This window comes from Clostridium sp. OM05-6BH (genome assembly GCF_003481635.1).
In the GTDB taxonomy this organism is placed as follows: Bacteria; Bacillota; Clostridia; order Lachnospirales; family Lachnospiraceae; genus Butyribacter.
Map to the genome: position 1 here is coordinate 86,781 of NZ_QULH01000005.1, position 16,719 is coordinate 103,499.

At 44.1% G+C, this 16,719-nt stretch carries 14 protein-coding genes; 13 read left to right on the forward strand and 1 reads right to left on the reverse strand.

The window, feature by feature from the left end; genetic code table 11:
• The first annotated feature begins 50 nt into the window (after positions 1–50).
• The 8 genes from cysK (at position 51) to DXB73_RS06610 (ending at position 10,251) form a co-directional block, all read left to right on the forward strand.
• Positions 51–983 (forward strand): cysteine synthase A, encoded by a 933-nt coding sequence (gene cysK / locus DXB73_RS06575; RefSeq protein ID WP_022025613.1) that lies wholly within the window; start codon positions 51–53, stop codon positions 981–983.
• A 613-nt stretch (positions 984–1,596) separates the two neighbouring features.
• Complete coding sequence (locus tag DXB73_RS06580; RefSeq protein WP_118507742.1) at positions 1,597–1,902, forward strand: metal-sensing transcriptional repressor; 306 nt, start codon at positions 1,597–1,599, stop codon at positions 1,900–1,902.
• Between the two features lie 146 nt (positions 1,903–2,048).
• Positions 2,049–4,742 (forward strand): heavy metal translocating P-type ATPase, encoded by a 2,694-nt coding sequence (locus tag DXB73_RS06585; RefSeq protein WP_118690527.1) that lies wholly within the window; start codon positions 2,049–2,051, stop codon positions 4,740–4,742.
• Positions 4,743–4,868: 126 nt separating this feature from the next.
• Positions 4,869–5,594, forward strand: coding sequence for an ElyC/SanA/YdcF family protein (locus DXB73_RS06590; protein WP_118690528.1), 726 nt, complete (start codon positions 4,869–4,871; stop codon positions 5,592–5,594).
• Between the two features lie 5 nt (positions 5,595–5,599).
• Entirely contained in the window at positions 5,600–6,949 is a 1,350-nt protein-coding gene (locus DXB73_RS06595) for an alpha-L-fucosidase (protein WP_182448204.1), read from the forward strand.
• Positions 6,950–7,044: 95 nt separating this feature from the next.
• Positions 7,045–8,628: an FGGY-family carbohydrate kinase gene (locus DXB73_RS06600; RefSeq protein WP_118690530.1), complete on the forward strand. Its 1,584-nt coding sequence runs from the start codon at positions 7,045–7,047 to the stop codon at positions 8,626–8,628.
• A gap of 26 nt (positions 8,629–8,654) precedes the next feature.
• Positions 8,655–9,347, forward strand: coding sequence for an L-ribulose-5-phosphate 4-epimerase (locus DXB73_RS06605; protein WP_118507737.1), 693 nt, complete (start codon positions 8,655–8,657; stop codon positions 9,345–9,347).
• A 22-nt stretch (positions 9,348–9,369) separates the two neighbouring features.
• Positions 9,370–10,251 (forward strand): CorA family divalent cation transporter, encoded by an 882-nt coding sequence (locus DXB73_RS06610; RefSeq protein WP_022025864.1) that lies wholly within the window; start codon positions 9,370–9,372, stop codon positions 10,249–10,251.
• A 137-nt stretch (positions 10,252–10,388) separates the two neighbouring features.
• Here DXB73_RS06610 and DXB73_RS06615 read toward each other — a convergent pair whose 3' ends face one another.
• Positions 10,389–11,996, reverse strand: coding sequence for a Na/Pi cotransporter family protein (locus DXB73_RS06615; protein WP_118690531.1), 1,608 nt, complete (start codon positions 11,994–11,996; stop codon positions 10,389–10,391).
• A 320-nt stretch (positions 11,997–12,316) separates the two neighbouring features.
• Here DXB73_RS06615 and DXB73_RS06620 point away from each other — a divergent pair, with 320 nt between their 5' ends.
• From DXB73_RS06620 to DXB73_RS06640, 5 genes are all read left to right on the forward strand, one after another.
• Positions 12,317–13,039, forward strand: coding sequence for a zinc metallopeptidase (locus DXB73_RS06620; RefSeq protein ID WP_022025866.1), 723 nt, complete (start codon positions 12,317–12,319; stop codon positions 13,037–13,039).
• A gap of 75 nt (positions 13,040–13,114) precedes the next feature.
• Positions 13,115–13,615, forward strand: coding sequence for an NUDIX domain-containing protein (locus DXB73_RS06625; protein ID WP_118507734.1), 501 nt, complete (start codon positions 13,115–13,117; stop codon positions 13,613–13,615).
• A 369-nt stretch (positions 13,616–13,984) separates the two neighbouring features.
• Complete coding sequence (locus DXB73_RS06630) at positions 13,985–14,446, forward strand: RNA polymerase sigma factor (RefSeq protein WP_182448203.1); 462 nt, start codon at positions 13,985–13,987, stop codon at positions 14,444–14,446.
• Positions 14,447–14,475: 29 nt separating this feature from the next.
• The gene (locus tag DXB73_RS06635; protein WP_118690533.1) at positions 14,476–15,678 is read left to right on the forward strand and encodes a hypothetical protein; all 1,203 of its coding nucleotides are present in this window, start codon (positions 14,476–14,478) and stop codon (positions 15,676–15,678) included.
• Between the two features lie 37 nt (positions 15,679–15,715).
• The gene (locus tag DXB73_RS06640) at positions 15,716–16,663 is read left to right on the forward strand and encodes a leucine-rich repeat domain-containing protein (RefSeq protein WP_182448202.1); all 948 of its coding nucleotides are present in this window, start codon (positions 15,716–15,718) and stop codon (positions 16,661–16,663) included.
• Positions 16,664–16,719: the final 56 nt, after the last annotated feature.

Sequence of the window (16,719 nt, forward strand, 5' to 3'; positions counted from 1 at the left end):
TAAAAAATAATGATCACTAATAACATTTTTAATATAAGGAGGACACTAACATGGCAAAGATTTATGAAAGCGTTACAGAATTGATCGGAGGAACACCGATCTTGAATGCAAAGAATTTTGCAAAACAGGCAGGAGCTAATGCAACTCTTTTGGCAAAATTAGAGTATTTTAATCCGGCAGGAAGTGTTAAGGATCGTATCGCTAAAGCGATGATCGATGAAGCAGAGAAAAGCGGCAAATTAAAAGAAGGTTCTGTTATTATCGAGCCAACCAGCGGAAATACAGGAATCGGTTTGGCATCTATAGCAGCAGCGAAAGGCTACCGTATTATTTTGACAATGCCTGAGACAATGAGTGTAGAGCGTCGTAATTTGTTAAAAGCATATGGTGCTGAGCTTGTCTTAACAGAAGGCGCTAAGGGTATGAAGGGTGCTATTGCCAAAGCAGAAGAGCTGGCAAAAGAAATCGAAGGCGCATTCATCCCAAGTCAGTTTGAAAATCCAGCTAATCCGGCTGCACATCGTGCAACAACAGGACCGGAGATTTGGAAAGACACTGACGGAAAAGTTGATATCTTCGTTGCCGGTGTAGGTACCGGTGGAACAGTTACAGGTATCGGCGAGTACTTAAAAGAGCAGAATCCGGATATCAAGGTTGTAGCAGTAGAGCCGGCAACGTCTCCGGTTCTTTCTAAGGGAGAAGCAGGACCTCATAAGATTCAGGGAATCGGTGCAGGTTTCGTGCCGGATACATTGAATACTAAGATTTACGATGAAGTGCTTCCGATTGAGAATGAAGATGCATTTGCAGCAGGAAGAGCATTTGCTAAGGCGGAAGGTGTATTGGTAGGAATTTCTTCCGGTGCAGCATTGCATGCAGCAACTATTTTAGCCAATCGTCCGGAAAATGCAGGCAAGAACATTGTCGTATTATTACCGGATACAGGTGACAGATATTTGTCAACTGCACTTTTTGCAGACTAATCAGAGATTTGAAGCAAGTTAAACTTCTTACAGTTGGTAATTTTTAATATAATTTTGAATGAGAGGCGGCAAAGTGTTGGCAATGAGATGTAGGTTACGCCGGTTGCTTTGCCGACCTTAATAAAAGATAGCAGACAATTAATAATAAAACCTAAAGATGAATAATTGTAAATAAAAAACCTAAGAGAAAAAGATTAAAACATACATAAGGGAAATGGTGTACCTAAAAAGCTTGTGATTAACAAAAAACTTCGCAAAGCAGACAAGAAATGGATCAAGAAACTGGCGAAGAAATGGAAAATAAAAGTTGTTGAGAAAAAATAAGCTAAGTCCTGCACCGTTACATGCAGCGGCATGCTGTCTAAATGAGAAATTTAATTCTTGACAAATACCCTACAGGGGTATATCCTGAGCGGAGATACCCCTGTAGGGTATTTCTTTTGCGGGAAATTTTTGGTTTCCTATAGTGTAGCTTGATATCGGCTATTTGTGCTGCAGACGTCACAAAGCAGCCTTGATCGCAGAGACGAACATATGCGAATAAAATCCGCATAGACAGGTAGCTTGCGATTTCTCTGACACGAAAGCGTTTGCGGAATGGAGAATAAATAATATGGCAGAAGAAAAACTTTGTCCATGTCACAAGACGAAGGTGCGAGATGATAAGGAGTATAAAGATCTGCTCAATCGTTTGAATCGTATCGAAGGACAGATTCGCGGCATTAAAGGCATGGTAGAACGGGATGCGTATTGCCCGGATATATTGATACAGGTAGCTGCAGCAAATGCCGCATTAAATAGTTTTAATAAAGTTTTATTGGCAAATCACATAAAAACCTGTGTTACAACGGATATTAAGGATGGGAAAGAGGAAACGGTGGATGAATTAGTAAAAGTCCTGCAAAAATTAATGAAGTAGCCGCAGGACAATCTATTCATGACAGGTAACTGTCAACGAAAGCTGATTTATTCATGACAGGTAACTGTCAACGAAAGCTGATCTATTTATGACAGGTAACCGTCAACGAAAGCTGAGTTATAAAATTCACAGAAAGGAAGGTTCAAATGCAGCAGTATATTGTAACAGGAATGAGCTGTGCGGCGTGTAGTGCCAGGGTGGAAAAAGCAGTCAACGCAGTTCCGGGTGTTACCTCGTGCTCCGTTAGTCTGCTTACCAATTCGATGGGGGTAGAAGGAAGTGCATCTGGTGATGCCATCATTGAGGCGGTACAAAATGCAGGATATGGAGCCAAAATAAAGGGTGCAGACGTGCAATCCGGGAATGCGCAGAATCAGGGAGCACTCGAAGAGGAACTTGTCGATCACACCACGCCGCTTTTGCGAAAGCGCTTGCTGTGGTCGGTCTGCTTTTTGCTAGTACTTATGTATTTTTCTATGGGGCATATGATGTGGAATTGGCCGGTGCCGAAATGGATGGCAGGGAATCATGTGGCGATGGGATTGACACAAATGCTTCTCACGATCATTATTATGGTGATCAATCAGCATTTCTTCATTAGTGGGTTTAAGAGTTTGTGGCATCGGGCACCTAATATGGATACGCTCGTAGCATTAGGTGCGACAGCGGCATTTGGATATAGCACATATGCATTGTTTGCCATGACGGATGCTGTGATGCGTGGCGCGGACAAGCAGGTTATGGCGTATATGCACGACTTTTATTTTGAGTCTGCGGCGATGATCTTGACATTGATCACAGTCGGCAAAATGTTAGAGGCGCGCTCGAAGGGAAAGACAACGGATGCGCTCAAGGGTTTGCTTGGACTTGCACCAAAGACTGCCGTCGTTGTACGAGATGGCGCCGAAGTGACAGTGGATATTGCCAGTGTACAAAAAGACGATATCTTTGTGGTCAGACCCGGAGAAACGATACCGGTGGATGGCATCGTGCTGAATGGCAATAGTGCGGTGGATGAATCGGCACTTACAGGAGAGAGCGTTCCGGTGGACAAGCAAAAGGATGACCCGGTATCAGCAGCAACCATCAACCAGTCTGGTTTCTTGAAATGCAGGGCAACACGTGTCGGCGAGGATACGACGTTGTCACAGATCATTCAAATGGTTAGCGATGCAGCAGCAACGAAAGCGCCGATTGCCAAGGTCGCTGATAAAGTATCCGGAGTATTTGTGCCAACCGTGATCGTTATTGCAGCAGTGACGATGGTTGTTTGGCTGCTTACCGGCGCGAGCATCGGCTTTGCATTAGCCAGAGGCATTTCCGTACTGGTTATCAGCTGCCCGTGTGCGTTGGGACTGGCTACGCCGGTCGCAATCATGGTGGGAAACGGTGTCGGTGCGAAGCATGGAATATTGTTTAAGACAGCCGTTTCGCTGGAAGAGACCGGTAAGATGGATGTTGTATGTCTGGATAAGACAGGTACGATCACGAAAGGCGAACCGCAGGTTACAGATATGATTCCGGTGGATGGTGTTACAGCAGAAGAACTGTTGTTGTATGCATATTCTCTGGAGCAGAAGAGTGAGCATCCGCTTGCTAAGGCAGTCCTAAAATACGGACAGGAGCATGCGGTAAATGCGATAGAACCAAAAGAATTCATGGTATTGCCGGGAAATGGATTGTCAGCAATGTGCGATGGCGCAAAGATAATGGGAGGCAGTCGAAAGTTTATTGAGCAGACGATTTCACTCGAGAAAGTGTATAGCGATCGAATCGATTCACAGAATAAGAAATTCGATCGGCCGACAGAGCAGGAAAAGTCAATTGTGCCAGCTTCTGGTCGTTCGACAGAGCAGGAAAAGTCAATTGCGCCAGCCTCTGGTCGTTCGACAGAGCAGAAAGAACTGATCACACTGGTATCTGACCGCTTGGCGGGTCAGGGTAAGACACCACTCTTTTTTGCAAAAGATGGCAAATTGCTTGGTATTATCGCAGTTGCAGATGTGATCAAGGAAGACAGTCTTTCTGCTATTAAAGAGATGCAGGGTATGGGACTGCGGGTCGTTATGTTGACCGGTGATAATGAACGCACTGCGAAAGCAATTGGTGATCAGGTCGGCGTAGATGAGGTGATCGCCGGAGTGCTTCCGGATGGCAAAGAAGCGGTTGTCAGACGCCTGCAGCAATATGGTAAGGTTGCCATGGTTGGAGATGGCATTAACGATGCACCGGCTCTGACCAGAGCTGATATGGGTATTGCGATCGGCGCCGGAACAGACGTTGCCATTGATGCAGCAGATGTGGTTTTGATGCAGAGCAGACTTCGCGATGTGCCTGCGGCAATTCGCTTGAGTAGAGCAACGCTGCGCAATATTCACGAAAATCTGTTTTGGGCATTTTTCTATAATGTGATCGGTATTCCGCTGGCGGCGGGAGTATGGATCCCGTTGTTTGGCTGGGAGTTAAATCCTATGTTTGGTGCTGCAGCAATGAGTCTGTCCAGTTTTTGCGTGGTATCCAATGCATTGAGATTGAATCTCTGCAAAATATATGATGCCCATAAAGATAAAAAAAGAGCTGGAAATTCACAAATTCAGCCCAAAATAGTATATAATGAGGAGGAAACAACGATGACGAAAACAATGAAAATTAACGGAATGATGTGTGGACACTGCGAGGCAACAGTGAAGAAAGCATTGGAGAGTTTGGATCAGGTAACAGAGGCTGTGGTAAGCCACGAGGCAGGGACAGCAGTTGTTACGTTATCTGCAGACATCGCAGATGATGTATTGAAGCAGACAGTAGAAGCGAAAGATTACGAAGTGACATCCATTGAGTAATAGAGCATAACCCAATGTTGATACGGATCCCGGAGTGTACGTTTTTGTGGACAGGAAAGCATTCTCCGGGATTTTTCTTTGTTTATCAGGAAAATACGTACATTTTTTGTTTTGATCGGAGGGGACATGAAAACTTTTATTACAAAACATAAGAAAGGGATCAAACGAATGTTGATCGGATGTGGAATTGTTGCTGCGCTAGGAGCAACCGTTATATTTGGCATGGATGCGTATGTGGTGCATTACGCCAAAGGTTATGTATATGAGACGGGGCAGGAAAACAGTATGCCGAAAGCCGACTGCATATTGGTATTAGGGGCAGGCATGAAGCCCAATGGGGAGCCAAGCTTAATGCTTCGTGATCGTTTAAATCGTGCGATCGAATTATACCGTGCGGGGGTATCGGATCGTTTCCTGTTGACCGGGGATCATGGCAGGAAAGGCTATAATGAAGTACAGGGAATGAAAGACTATATTATGGCGAATCTGGATGTCCCGGAGGATAAGATCTTTATGGATCATGCAGGCTTTTCAACGTATGAATCCATGTATCGTGCCAGAGATATTTTTGAGGTACATAATCCGGTTGTTGTCACGCAAAAGTATCACGCATATCGCGCGGTGTACGCTGCACGTAAATTGGGACTGGATGCTTATGCCGCACCGAATAAACGGATGAAATACCGTAATATCTGGATCTGCAAATTGCGCGAAGTGGCTGCGAGAGATAAGGAAGTGGTCAATCTGTGGATACAGCCAAAGCCGACTTATTTAGGAGATAAGATTCCGATCAGCGGAAGTGGACTGGCAACGAAAGATACACGCACTGACAAAACAGAAAGGGAAAGGTAATGACAATGAAAAAAAGCAAAAAAGTATGGAGCTTGTTACTGGTATTGAGTCTGGTGATTGGCATGGTGGCAGGAGGTGTGCAATCGCAGGCATATAGCGTTCCATCGAACATGAAGTGGTGGACGAAAGATCGTTTCGGTATGTTTATTCACTTTGGAGCGTATTCCTATTATGGACACGGGGAATGGGCGATGCAGATCGAGGGGATTTCGAAGCAGAAATACCAGCAGACGGTAGCCGCAAAGTTCAATCCAACCAAGTTTAATGCCAATGAAATTGTGAAATATGCAAAGCTTGCCGGTATGAAATACATCGTGATCACAGCCAAACATCATGAGGGAATGGCAATGTGGGATACGAATGTTGCCAGCTTTAAGGATTATACCGGTAAGACGATGTTTAGTCTGCAGCAGTATACACCATTTGGCAAAACCGGCCGTGATGTGCTGATGGAGTTAAAAACAGCCTGTGATAAGGCAGGGATCAAGTTTGGCTTGTATTACTCGATCATAGATTGGAACCATTCGTCGCAGACGATCAACGGTGATTTTACGAAGATGAAGTCAATGGCTGCGCGCACAGCATACATCCGCGACATGAAGGCTCAGTTAAAAGAGTTAGTAGACCGTTATGATCCGGCAATTATGTGGTTTGACGGAGACTGGACTTATAGCAGAAAGGCGCCGACACTGGCAAAATGGTGGACGAAAGCAGATGGAAAAGATCTGTATAAATATGTAAAATCTTTGAAATCTTCTATATTAGTAAACGAGCGTGTCTGCCGTGGATTTAAGCTGGGTGATTTTGAGTGCCCGGAGAGAAGTATTCCGGAGAAAGCACCATCAAGACCATGGGAGACTTGTCAGTCCATGAACGATGCGTGGGGCTATAAAAAGGATTTGGAGAATTCCTATCGAAGCTATAAATATTTAATCCGGGAATTGGTCGATGTTGCTTCTAAGAGTGGTAATTATCTGTTAAATATCGGACCGAAGGGTGACGGTACTATGACAGCGGGAAGTAAGAAAGCACTGCGTGGCATTGGTAACTGGATGAAGAAAAACGGCAGCAGTATTTATGCTACCTCCGGTAATCCGTTTGGTAAGGTCCCATCTTGGGGAACATATACCAAGAAAGGTAAAAATGTCTATGTACATGTGACGAAATGGCCTAAAAATAAAAAGCTGACAGTACGCAAGTACAAAAATAAAAAGCTCAAAAAAGTCTATTTGCTGGAATCCGGTAAAAAGATATCCTGCAAAGGCAATAAAAAAGGAAAGACGAAGGTGACCTTAAAGGTGACGAAGAAAGTACCTAATAAAAAAGATACGGTTATTGTGATGCAGTATAAATAGGTGTCCGTATAATGGCACAGCAAGACGGGCAGGCGTTTAGCGCATGAGATGTAGAGAAAATGATTCACTAGAAGATTAAGAGAAAGGAAGAAAATATGGAGATCGCACAATATATACAAGAAGGAAAAGCAGTACTTGGCATTGAGTTTGGTTCGACGCGTATCAAGGCTGTGCTGATCGGAGAACAAGGAGAACCACTTGCTTCCGGCAGCCACAACTGGGAGAATCGCTTAGAGGATGGTGTGTGGACATACCACGAGGAGGATATCTGGAATGGTTTGGCAGACTGTTATCGTTCCTTGGCAGAACAGGTGCAGCAAAAATATCAGGTAACAATCACCAAGCTTGCAGCAATTGGTTTTTCGGCGATGATGCATGGATATTTGGCGTTCGATGCGAAAGGAGACTTCTTGGTTCCATTCCGTACTTGGCGCAATACAATGACAGAAGAGGCGGCAGAGCAGTTGACGGAACGGTTTGCGTTTAATATTCCGCAGAGATGGAGTATTGCGCATTTATATCAGGCAATTTTGAACGAGGAACCACATTTATCGAAGCTTTCTTATTTTACGACATTGGCGGGCTATGTACATTGGAAGCTCACAGACGAAAAAGTACTCGGCGTGGGCGATGCATCGGGAATGTTCCCAATCGACAGCGAGACGGGAGACTACGATAGCAAGATGCTGGCACAGTTTGATGAGATGATTGCCGATCGTGGATACTCGTGGAATATAAAGGATATTTTGCCAAAGGTCTTGTCGGCAGGAGAGGGAGCCGGAGTGCTGACCGAGAGGGGAGCAGCGTTATTGGATCCAACCGGTTCTTTACAGGCGGGGATTCCGTTATGCCCGCCGGAAGGAGATGCCGGAACCGGGATGGTCGCAACAGATAGTGTAGGTGTCCGCACCGGAAATGTATCTGCCGGAACATCAATTTTTGCGATGGTTGTACTTGAACAGGCATTAAAACAGGTGCATACGGAAATTGATATGGTTACAACACCTTCCGGTGAGCCGGTGGCGATGGTACATTGTAACAATTGCACCTCGGACATCAATGCATGGGTCAACTTGTTCGGTGAATTTGCGGATTACATGGGCTTTTCGGTAGACACAGGAACACTGTTTACAAAATTGTTCCAAAAAGCAGAGGAGGGAGCGGCCGATTGCGGCGGTCTTCTTTCGTATAATTATTTTTCCGGAGAAGGTGTGACTGCATTAGATGCCGGAAGACCACTCTTTGTGCGTAAGCCGGATGCGGCATTTAACCTTGCTAATTTTATGCGTACACATTTATATAGTGCGCTGGCAACCTTGAAGATCGGATTGGATATTTTGCAGCAGGAGCAGGTGCAAGTTGACAAAATGTATGGACATGGCGGCTTCTTTACGACCAAGGGCGTCGGACAGCGGATTACTGCGGCAGCAATGAATGCACCGGTTTCTGTGATGGAGACAGCCGGTGAGGGCGGTGCCTGGGGTATTGCGCTGCTTGCAGATTTTATGGTTCATAAGCAGGAGGGACAGTCGCTGGCACAGTATTTGGAAGATCATGTATTTGCCGGCAATGAAGGGACAACAATAGCCCCTGATCCGGAGATCGTGCAGGGATTTGAACAATTTATGGAATCATATCGTGGGGGCTTGCAGATTGAAGAAACTTCGTTACATTGGTAAGCAGATATTTTCGAATGGAGGACACTATGTTAGAAGAGTTAAAGAAAAAGGTATATGAAGCAAATATGGAACTGCCGCGCAGAGGATTGATCACGTATACTTGGGGAAATGTAAGCGGGATTGATAGAGATACCGGATATTTTGTGATCAAACCCAGTGGCGTAGATTATGATAAGCTGCGTCCGGAAGATATGGTGGTCATGGATCTGGAAGGAAACCGTATCGAGGGAACGCTTAACCCATCATCGGACACGCCAACACATTTGGAATTGTACAAAAAATATCCGGAAATCGGAGGCGTTGTGCATACACATTCGCCGGAGGCAACTTCGTGGGCGCAGGCAGGACGTGACATTCCATTATATGGAACAACACATGCCGACTATTTTTATGGTCCGATTCCTTGTGCGCGAAGTCTGACACCGGAAGAGATTGGTGGAGAGTATGAGCGTAATACCGGACTTGTTATTATTGAGACATTTGAGCAGAGAGGACTGAATCCAATGCATACGCCGGGCGTACTCTGCACAAACCACGGACCGTTTACCTGGGGCAAGGATGCTGCTGAAGCAGTGCATAATGCGGTTGTGCTGGAGGAGGTTGCGCGCATGGCGATCCGAACAGAATTACTCAACCCTCAGGTACAGCCGGCACCGGATAGTATTCGTGACAAGCATTTTTTTAGAAAACATGGAGAAAATGCATACTATGGTCAATAGTATGATGTGAGGGGGGATCGCTGTGGAATTTGCATTGAAACAGGGGCGAGTGCTGGTGCTTGATGCAGCGGAAGCGAAGGAACGCTGGGAGAGTGCCAGCTTTTGGAATGAAATGGAATATATGCTGCAGTCTAACCGTATGCATTTTTCGAAAGCTGTAGTTCTTGCGGACGCTGTGGTGGGCGAAATTATGTGGCATCCGGAAGAAGCATATGACGGCAGAGCGGTCAGTATTATTTACTATCTTGACCGCAGCGAACTGGTTTTGATCGGACAAAAGACGAGACATGATCACTGGGAAAAACAGCTTCGCTCGCTGATCAGTGATGAAGATGATCTGTCGCCTGTACGTTTTTTTATCCGCCTTTTGGATGAATTATTAAAAGATGATATCAAACATTTGCAGAGGATCGAAGCAGGCTGCTTCCAGATGGAAGAGGAGATCCAGTCCGGGGAGAAGACGGATCCGACCGGATTAATGGCCAAATATCGCAAAATATTACTCAACAAGAGCTTTCAATATCAACAGATGATGGATATGAGCGATACACTTGTCGAAAATGTCAATGATTTCTTTGATGAGAAAGAGGTGATCTGTTTTCAGACATATGGACAAAAGGTAGAGCGGTTATACAATCGCTCTAAAATGCTTCGGGAATATATGCTGCAAATACGAGAATTACAGCAGCAGCGCTTGGATGAAGAACAAAATAGGATCATGCGTATCCTGACGATCGTCACGGCTATTTTTTCGCCGTTGACACTTGTGGCAGGGTGGTATGGTATGAATTTTGTTGGAATGCCGGAGCTTAAAAGTCATTACGGTTATCCTGTTGTGGCAATCGTGTGTGGTATCATCATTCTTCTTGAATTTATCTATTTCAAACACAAAAAAATGTTGTAAGAAGTAATGAATCCCCCTTAGGCAGATAAGGTAGATAACCAAAAGTCTGCTCAAGGGGGATTTAATTTGTGTTGATCCATTATTTTGAATAGGAAATTGCTGCTATGTAGCGTGACATCGCCAAGCAAGAATTGCTTTTAATTTGCTGCCTGTGCAATATTCATAGCGTGCGCTGCAACACGTTCCAGATCCATCAAAAGTTCTACGAACATCATACCCTGTTGTGAATTACATTTTCCCTTATTCATACGGACAATATGCTTTTCCTTCATGTCCTCGATCATGCGGTTTACATCTCGTTTCAAGGCATATACATGTGCGTATTTATCCTGATCCGGTGATACCATTTGGGCGTAAGCTTCTTTGTAAATACGTTCAATAATATCCACCAACCCACGGAGTTCTTCCATGGCGGTTTTACTGAAACGCTCCTTATTCTTGTGCATACGAATACTATATTGTGCCATATTTTCTGCATGGTCACCGATTCGCTCTAAATCATTGATCACATGGAATAGATTACCAACGTGCTTAGCCTGCTCTGGTGTCAGATCTGCAAAAGAACTCATGCGGATCAGTGCATCGGTAATTTTCTTATTTAAGAAATCGATCGTTTCTTCCGTCTGGTTGAAATCCTCCTCGTCTTTCAAACGATTATCAAAATAATTCTCGGTAGCGAGACGAAGGTTGGTTTGTACCAGTTCTTCCATACGATTGGTCTCCGCATCGATCTGACCGATCATTGCAGTAGAAGTCGTATGCGTTGTTTCGCTGATAAACTCTAATTTTGCCATATTTGGCTCTTCGTCGGAGCCGCGAATGATCTTCTTAGACAAAGCGGCGATGAGATTTGAGAATGGGAACAACACGATCAGTGATACTAAGTTAAAGATCGTGTTCGCATTTGCAATACGGCGGCTCGGATCTCCGGAAGTCATCGACAACCAGTCGAGAACCGGAAGGAATGTAGTGGCTAACATAAAGATCAGCATACCACAGGTCTCAAAAATAGCAACGATGGCAGCAACGCGTTTGGCATCCTTTTTGCCACCAATAGAAGCTAAGATCGGAGCGATACTTGCACCGATATTCATACCAAGCATTACATAAAAGGCCGGGCGGAATCCAATGACACCGCTTACCGCCATGATCTGCAGCACACCGACGGAGGCAGAGGCACTTTGGATAATTACGGTGAAAATCACGCCGACCAGTACACCGAGCAGAGGATTGGAAAGATTTGCCACAATATTAATAAACCATTCTTCCTGTGCCATTGGTCTCATTGCGGTGCTCATGGTGGACAATCCGACAAAGAGGATACCAAGACTTGCGACAACCTGTCCGAAGCTTTTGATGTTGTTGGATTTAGCAAACATCAAGAAAGCAACACCCACAAAGGCAATAACCGGAGCATATTTTGAAATATAATTGGTTGCAAGAAGCTGTCCGGTGATCGTTGTACCTAGCTTAGCACCCATGATGATCCCAACAGAGCGCTCTAACTGCATCATTCCGGCATTTACAAATCCGACAGTCATGACACACATGGCATTGGAGCTTTGGATCAGTGCGGTCAGACCGGCACCCAGCAACACAGCCATAATACGTTTTTCCGTTAATTTTTCCAAAATAGTTTTCATATAATCGCCGGCAAGTTTCTTCAAACCGTCGCTCATGAAAGTCATTCCAAAGATGAAGAGCGCAAGCCCTCCAAGAAGATTGATCACGTGTTCTGAAGTCATTCGTTTTCTCCTTATCAGTCACTAAATGGTGTTATTTGCATAAAAATCACAGCACATATCGACGAAAAGCTTTGTAAAATCTAGGCAAATAATGAGATAAACAGTAGCATTTTACGTAAAATCCGCGTAAAGCCAAATATAATTATATAGCGTGTTTCTATGAAAAGCAATCATTTTTATATCATTGATCTATAGGAAATCGATGCATATTTCTCCACAACCAATATGGGAAGTTAAAGTAAGGTATAGTTGATAAACGAGATGGGAAATGCTATAGTTAGGATTAATGTAAAAACAATTGGAGTAAGGAGGATTAGTGTATGCAGACAGCACTTTTAAGTTATTTTCCGGGGATGTATTACTATATGGATCCGACATATGTTCTTGTTATTATTGGTGCGGTAATATGTATGCTGGCATCTGCCAACGTCAGCCGGACATTTAATAAGTACAGTCGATATCATAGCAAACGCGGTCTGACAGGGGCGCAGACAGCAGAAATGATCCTGCGAAGTGCAGGGATTACCGATGTACGAATCGAACATATCAGCGGACAGTTGACTGATCATTATGATCCACGTGCGAAGGTGGTGCGATTGTCAGATAGTGTATATGGTGCATCATCGATTGCCGCCGTTGGAGTGGCAGCGCACGAATGTGGACATGTCATTCAACATCATGTTGGTTATGTTCCGATACAGATACGCAGTGCCATTGTTCCGGTGGTCAATATTGGTTCTAAATTGTCGTGGCCGGTGATCATTGTTGGATTGCTGATCGGGCATACCAATTTGATCTATCTTGGTATTATATTGTTTGCGTTGACATTGTTGTTTCAGATTGTCACCCTTCCGGTAGAGTTTAATGCGTCGGGCAGAGCACTTCGTATTTTAAATGATAGCGGAATGTTATATGAAGATGAGGTGAGAGGGGCGAGACGTGTACTTTCAGCGGCAGCAATGACCTATATAACGGCAACGGTATCCACCTTATTACAGCTGCTTCGACTGGTGTTACTGTTTGGAAGAAGAGATAACGATTAAATCAAACATACTCACTTCATACATTTTGAAGTTGTTTATTAAAACTACCGTCAGAGAAAGGAATGACAGATTACGATGGAATTATGGGATATTTACGATAAGGACAAGAAGCCAACCGGGCGAACCATGAAAAGAAATGATTGGTGCTTGAAAGAAGGGGAGTATCATTTGTCGGTACTTGGTGTTATTCAGAGACCGGATGGAAAATATTTGATCACAAAGCGTGCGGCTGACAAAGCTTGGGCACCCGGCTGGTGGGAAGTATCCGGTGGAGCGGCTATTGCCGGGGAGACATCGGAAGAGGCCGTGAAACGTGAAATCTTAGAAGAAACCGGACTGGATGTAACGAATGCAGAAGGCGGCTTCCTGTTTTCGTATCACCGTGAGAATCCGGGAGAAGGTGATAACTATTTTGTAGATGTCTATAAATATCATATGGATTTTACAGAGGAAGATATCAAATTGCAGACGGAAGAGACGAATGCATTTCAGATAGCGGATGCAGCACAGTTATCAGAATACGATAAGCAGGGGATTTTTTTACATTATCAAAGTATTAAGCAGGCGTTGCAATAGTGACAGTGTATGATGCCGGGTGGGAGAATCATTCACAGATATGTTCTGATATTAATTTTTGGTATGGTAAGTTCAAGTTTGATGTGCGAAGTTTGCGTTTTTGGATCTAAATACTTTACAAAATCAAAATAAACTCCACAAGCTATTAATATTATTAGGAGGATACATGGAAAAACTTAATAATATTAAAAAATAAAATATTGCAAAATAAAATGAACCTTTTGGGCTTCTAAATAGTCATATAAGTAGAACCGATCAAAAGGTGGCCACTGGAGATGGTGAAACCTTGTGCCTATGGTGCACCTCTGGCACAGGGAGGTAATGCACTGGAAGTGTGCGCAGAAAGGAAGGAAAAAATTGAGGCGTAGTTTGACTTCTAGGCAATTTGAACAATTTGTTGCAACAGAAAGAGGCATGCTGGTACGGCTCGCAATGAATATACTGCATCATCCGGAGGATGCAGATGATGCGGTGGCAGAAGCGTTATGCAAAGCGTGGGAACGCAGGGAACAGCTTCGATCACCGGATAAAATGCGGTCGTGGGTAGCAAAGATTACAGTCAATACAGCGTTATCTATGATTCAAAAAAGAAAACGGGTAGAATTGGTGGAATCTATGGACGACTATCCGACGACAGCGGAGCCTGGTTATCCGCATAGCGGAATTTGGCATGAGATAGAAAGTCTTGCAGAGCAGGATCGTACATTGGTATATTTGTATTACATATATGGCTTTTCGCAAAAAGAGATAAGCGCAATCTTAAACATACCAACAGGTACGGTAAAATCAAGACTCTATACAGTGCGACAAAAATTAAAAAATTGCAGGTAAATAATGGACTATGGAAGGAAGTAAATACAATGAGAAGTAGATTGGATCGAGAAATCAGCCGACGACTGCTGCAGGAAGTTCCAACTGAACCAACGGTGAAAAACAGTAGAATAGATCAACTGTTATGCCGGGTGCGTGCGGAGGATGTGCAGGATGACGGCAAAGTGGTGCGTGCATTCTCATATCGAACGGCAGTCGCAGCGGTTGGCGCAGCCATTATGTTGACGACGGGTACATATGCTGCTGTGGATAAATATCATGAACATTTACAATCAATGTCTCAAGAGGAACAGAAGCAGTTAAACCATATGACACAGGCACAACGCGAAGATGCAGATCACTATTCACGCAAGTTATCTTCTCAGGAGCAGAAGCGCAAGGAACTGCTGCAGAAGGAATATAAAAAGGGAACATTGCCGGAGACGAAGCTGAAGGAAGTAGATTCTCAGAAAGAAGTGAAAGCGAATGGCGGGAAAGAAGTCGTATACTGTCGTGCAAATAGTACCTTTTATCTGCCGAAGGGCGAATTGACCGATGAGCAGTTATTACAGATCATTGATTTTAATGAGCGGCGTGATTATGCGCTGGCAAAGCAGAATCAGGCAGACAGAGCGAGGGCTGCACAAAGGCCGGTCGACGAAACGTCAAATAAGCTGACAGAGGATCAGGCAATTGAGGCTGCCAAGCAGTATGTCAGCAAAATATATGGAATTGATACAAATCGGGCGAGGACTGCTGTAGATGTGACGACCTATGAAGACAGCGAGGATGACGAATATTGCGTATCTCTATCTGACGAATCTTGGCAAAGTGGATATCAATTATTGATAGATGCTCAAACTGGAGAATTACGCCAAATAGATGAAGATAGTGATTGCTATATGAATCCGGTCAAGCAGTTAAGTCGTTTGCAGCAAATGCAAACTAAGCATATTGAGATGATTCAGAATATGTTAACTGGTTTGGAACAAGAAGCTGACATTATAAAATGTAAGGCTATATATGTATATGATAAGGATGTGCCTCAAATGGGTGCCTCACTTAAATATTTTGTGCAGACTAAGTCAACTCAAGTCTATGTGTTTGGCTATAACATAGATAAAGACAGAGTAGAAAGCCTTTGGATCACTTCCGATTTTGAGAAAACCTTGGATAAGGAGATCGCAGACAAGAAAACAATGAGAAAAAAGGATGGACTGCAGATTAAAATTTTTAACTGCATCAATCAATAAAAATATAACGCACCAAAGGTGCAGAAGGAGGACTATCATGAGAAAACAAATTATTGGACTGTTAGCAGGGGTGACCCTGTTAGCAATGGGAGCAGCAGTAGGGAGCGCAGCGGATGCGGATGTATCACAGCCTGTGCAGTCAGCACAGCCGTCGGCTTCGCCAACGCAGACGGCATCACCAAACAGTACACAGGAGCCGTTGATCATTAAGGGAACGACAAAGGTGGCAGATAAGGCATATGCAGGAAGAAAAGATCTTCGTGTTGTCGTGATCGAGAGTGGCGTAACAGAGATTGGAGCAAATGCATTTGATGGATGCACCAACTTGGGATTGGTATTTATTCCAAAGTCAGTAACCAAAGTGGGTAAGAAAGCATTTAACCGCTGTCCAAATCTTCTGGTGTTGATGGAATCCGGCATTGCACAGAGCGTGGTTGATGAGATGTATCAGCAGGAACTTCAGTTCCGTGTCGGTCCTACGTATAAGGCCGGTGAGAAGCTTGTGATCAATCCATACAGGATCAACTATCCGCAGGTGGGAAGATACTGGTCTGCCAATAACATCCGTTATAAGGTTGTCAAGAAAACGGATACGGAGCGCGAAGTTGTCGCAATGAATTTAAGTTATGCCAAGAACAGCGACAAAAATAAAGTCAAAAAGGTAGTGATCCCGAATACGGTAGCTTTGGCAGGAAAGACATACCGTGTTGTTGGAGTAAACAAAAATGCATTCAAGGGATTAAAGAAACTCACCACGGTTACGATCGGAAAGAATGTAAGAAACATTGGAGCAAAGGCATTCTACGGATGTAAGAAGTTAAAGACTGTCAAGATCCAGACAAAGAAATGCACATTCAGCGGCAAGAGCATCTGGAAGAAAACATCCAAGAAACTGGTTGTGAAGGTGCCAAAGAGCGCATTAAAGAAAATGCGTAAGCAGTTGAAGAAGAGCGGATTAAAAGCAAAAGCTGTCAAAGCTGCTTAATGTGTGTACCGGAAAATAGTCATAATAGTATCAGCCCCGGCAGAGCGTGCTTTGTC

Bases quoted from the DNA above. Each gene is read 5' to 3' on its own strand.
- cysK (WP_022025613.1), top strand. From the start codon at position 51: ATGGCAAAGATTTATGAAAGCGTTACAGAATTGATCGGAGGAACACCG.
- DXB73_RS06580 (WP_118507742.1), top strand. From the start codon at position 1,597: ATGGCAGAAGAAAAACTTTGTCCATGTCACAAGACGAAGGTGCGAGAT.
- DXB73_RS06585 (WP_118690527.1), top strand. From the start codon at position 2,049: ATGCAGCAGTATATTGTAACAGGAATGAGCTGTGCGGCGTGTAGTGCC.
- DXB73_RS06590 (WP_118690528.1), top strand. From the start codon at position 4,869: ATGAAAACTTTTATTACAAAACATAAGAAAGGGATCAAACGAATGTTG.
- DXB73_RS06595 (WP_182448204.1), top strand. From the start codon at position 5,600: ATGAAAAAAAGCAAAAAAGTATGGAGCTTGTTACTGGTATTGAGTCTG.
- DXB73_RS06600 (WP_118690530.1), top strand. From the start codon at position 7,045: ATGGAGATCGCACAATATATACAAGAAGGAAAAGCAGTACTTGGCATT.
- DXB73_RS06605 (WP_118507737.1), top strand. From the start codon at position 8,655: ATGTTAGAAGAGTTAAAGAAAAAGGTATATGAAGCAAATATGGAACTG.
- DXB73_RS06615 (WP_118690531.1), bottom strand. From the start codon at position 11,996: ATGACTTCAGAACACGTGATCAATCTTCTTGGAGGGCTTGCGCTCTTC.
- DXB73_RS06620 (WP_022025866.1), top strand. From the start codon at position 12,317: ATGCAGACAGCACTTTTAAGTTATTTTCCGGGGATGTATTACTATATG.
- DXB73_RS06625 (WP_118507734.1), top strand. From the start codon at position 13,115: ATGGAATTATGGGATATTTACGATAAGGACAAGAAGCCAACCGGGCGA.
- DXB73_RS06635 (WP_118690533.1), top strand. From the start codon at position 14,476: ATGAGAAGTAGATTGGATCGAGAAATCAGCCGACGACTGCTGCAGGAA.
- DXB73_RS06640 (WP_182448202.1), top strand. From the start codon at position 15,716: ATGAGAAAACAAATTATTGGACTGTTAGCAGGGGTGACCCTGTTAGCA.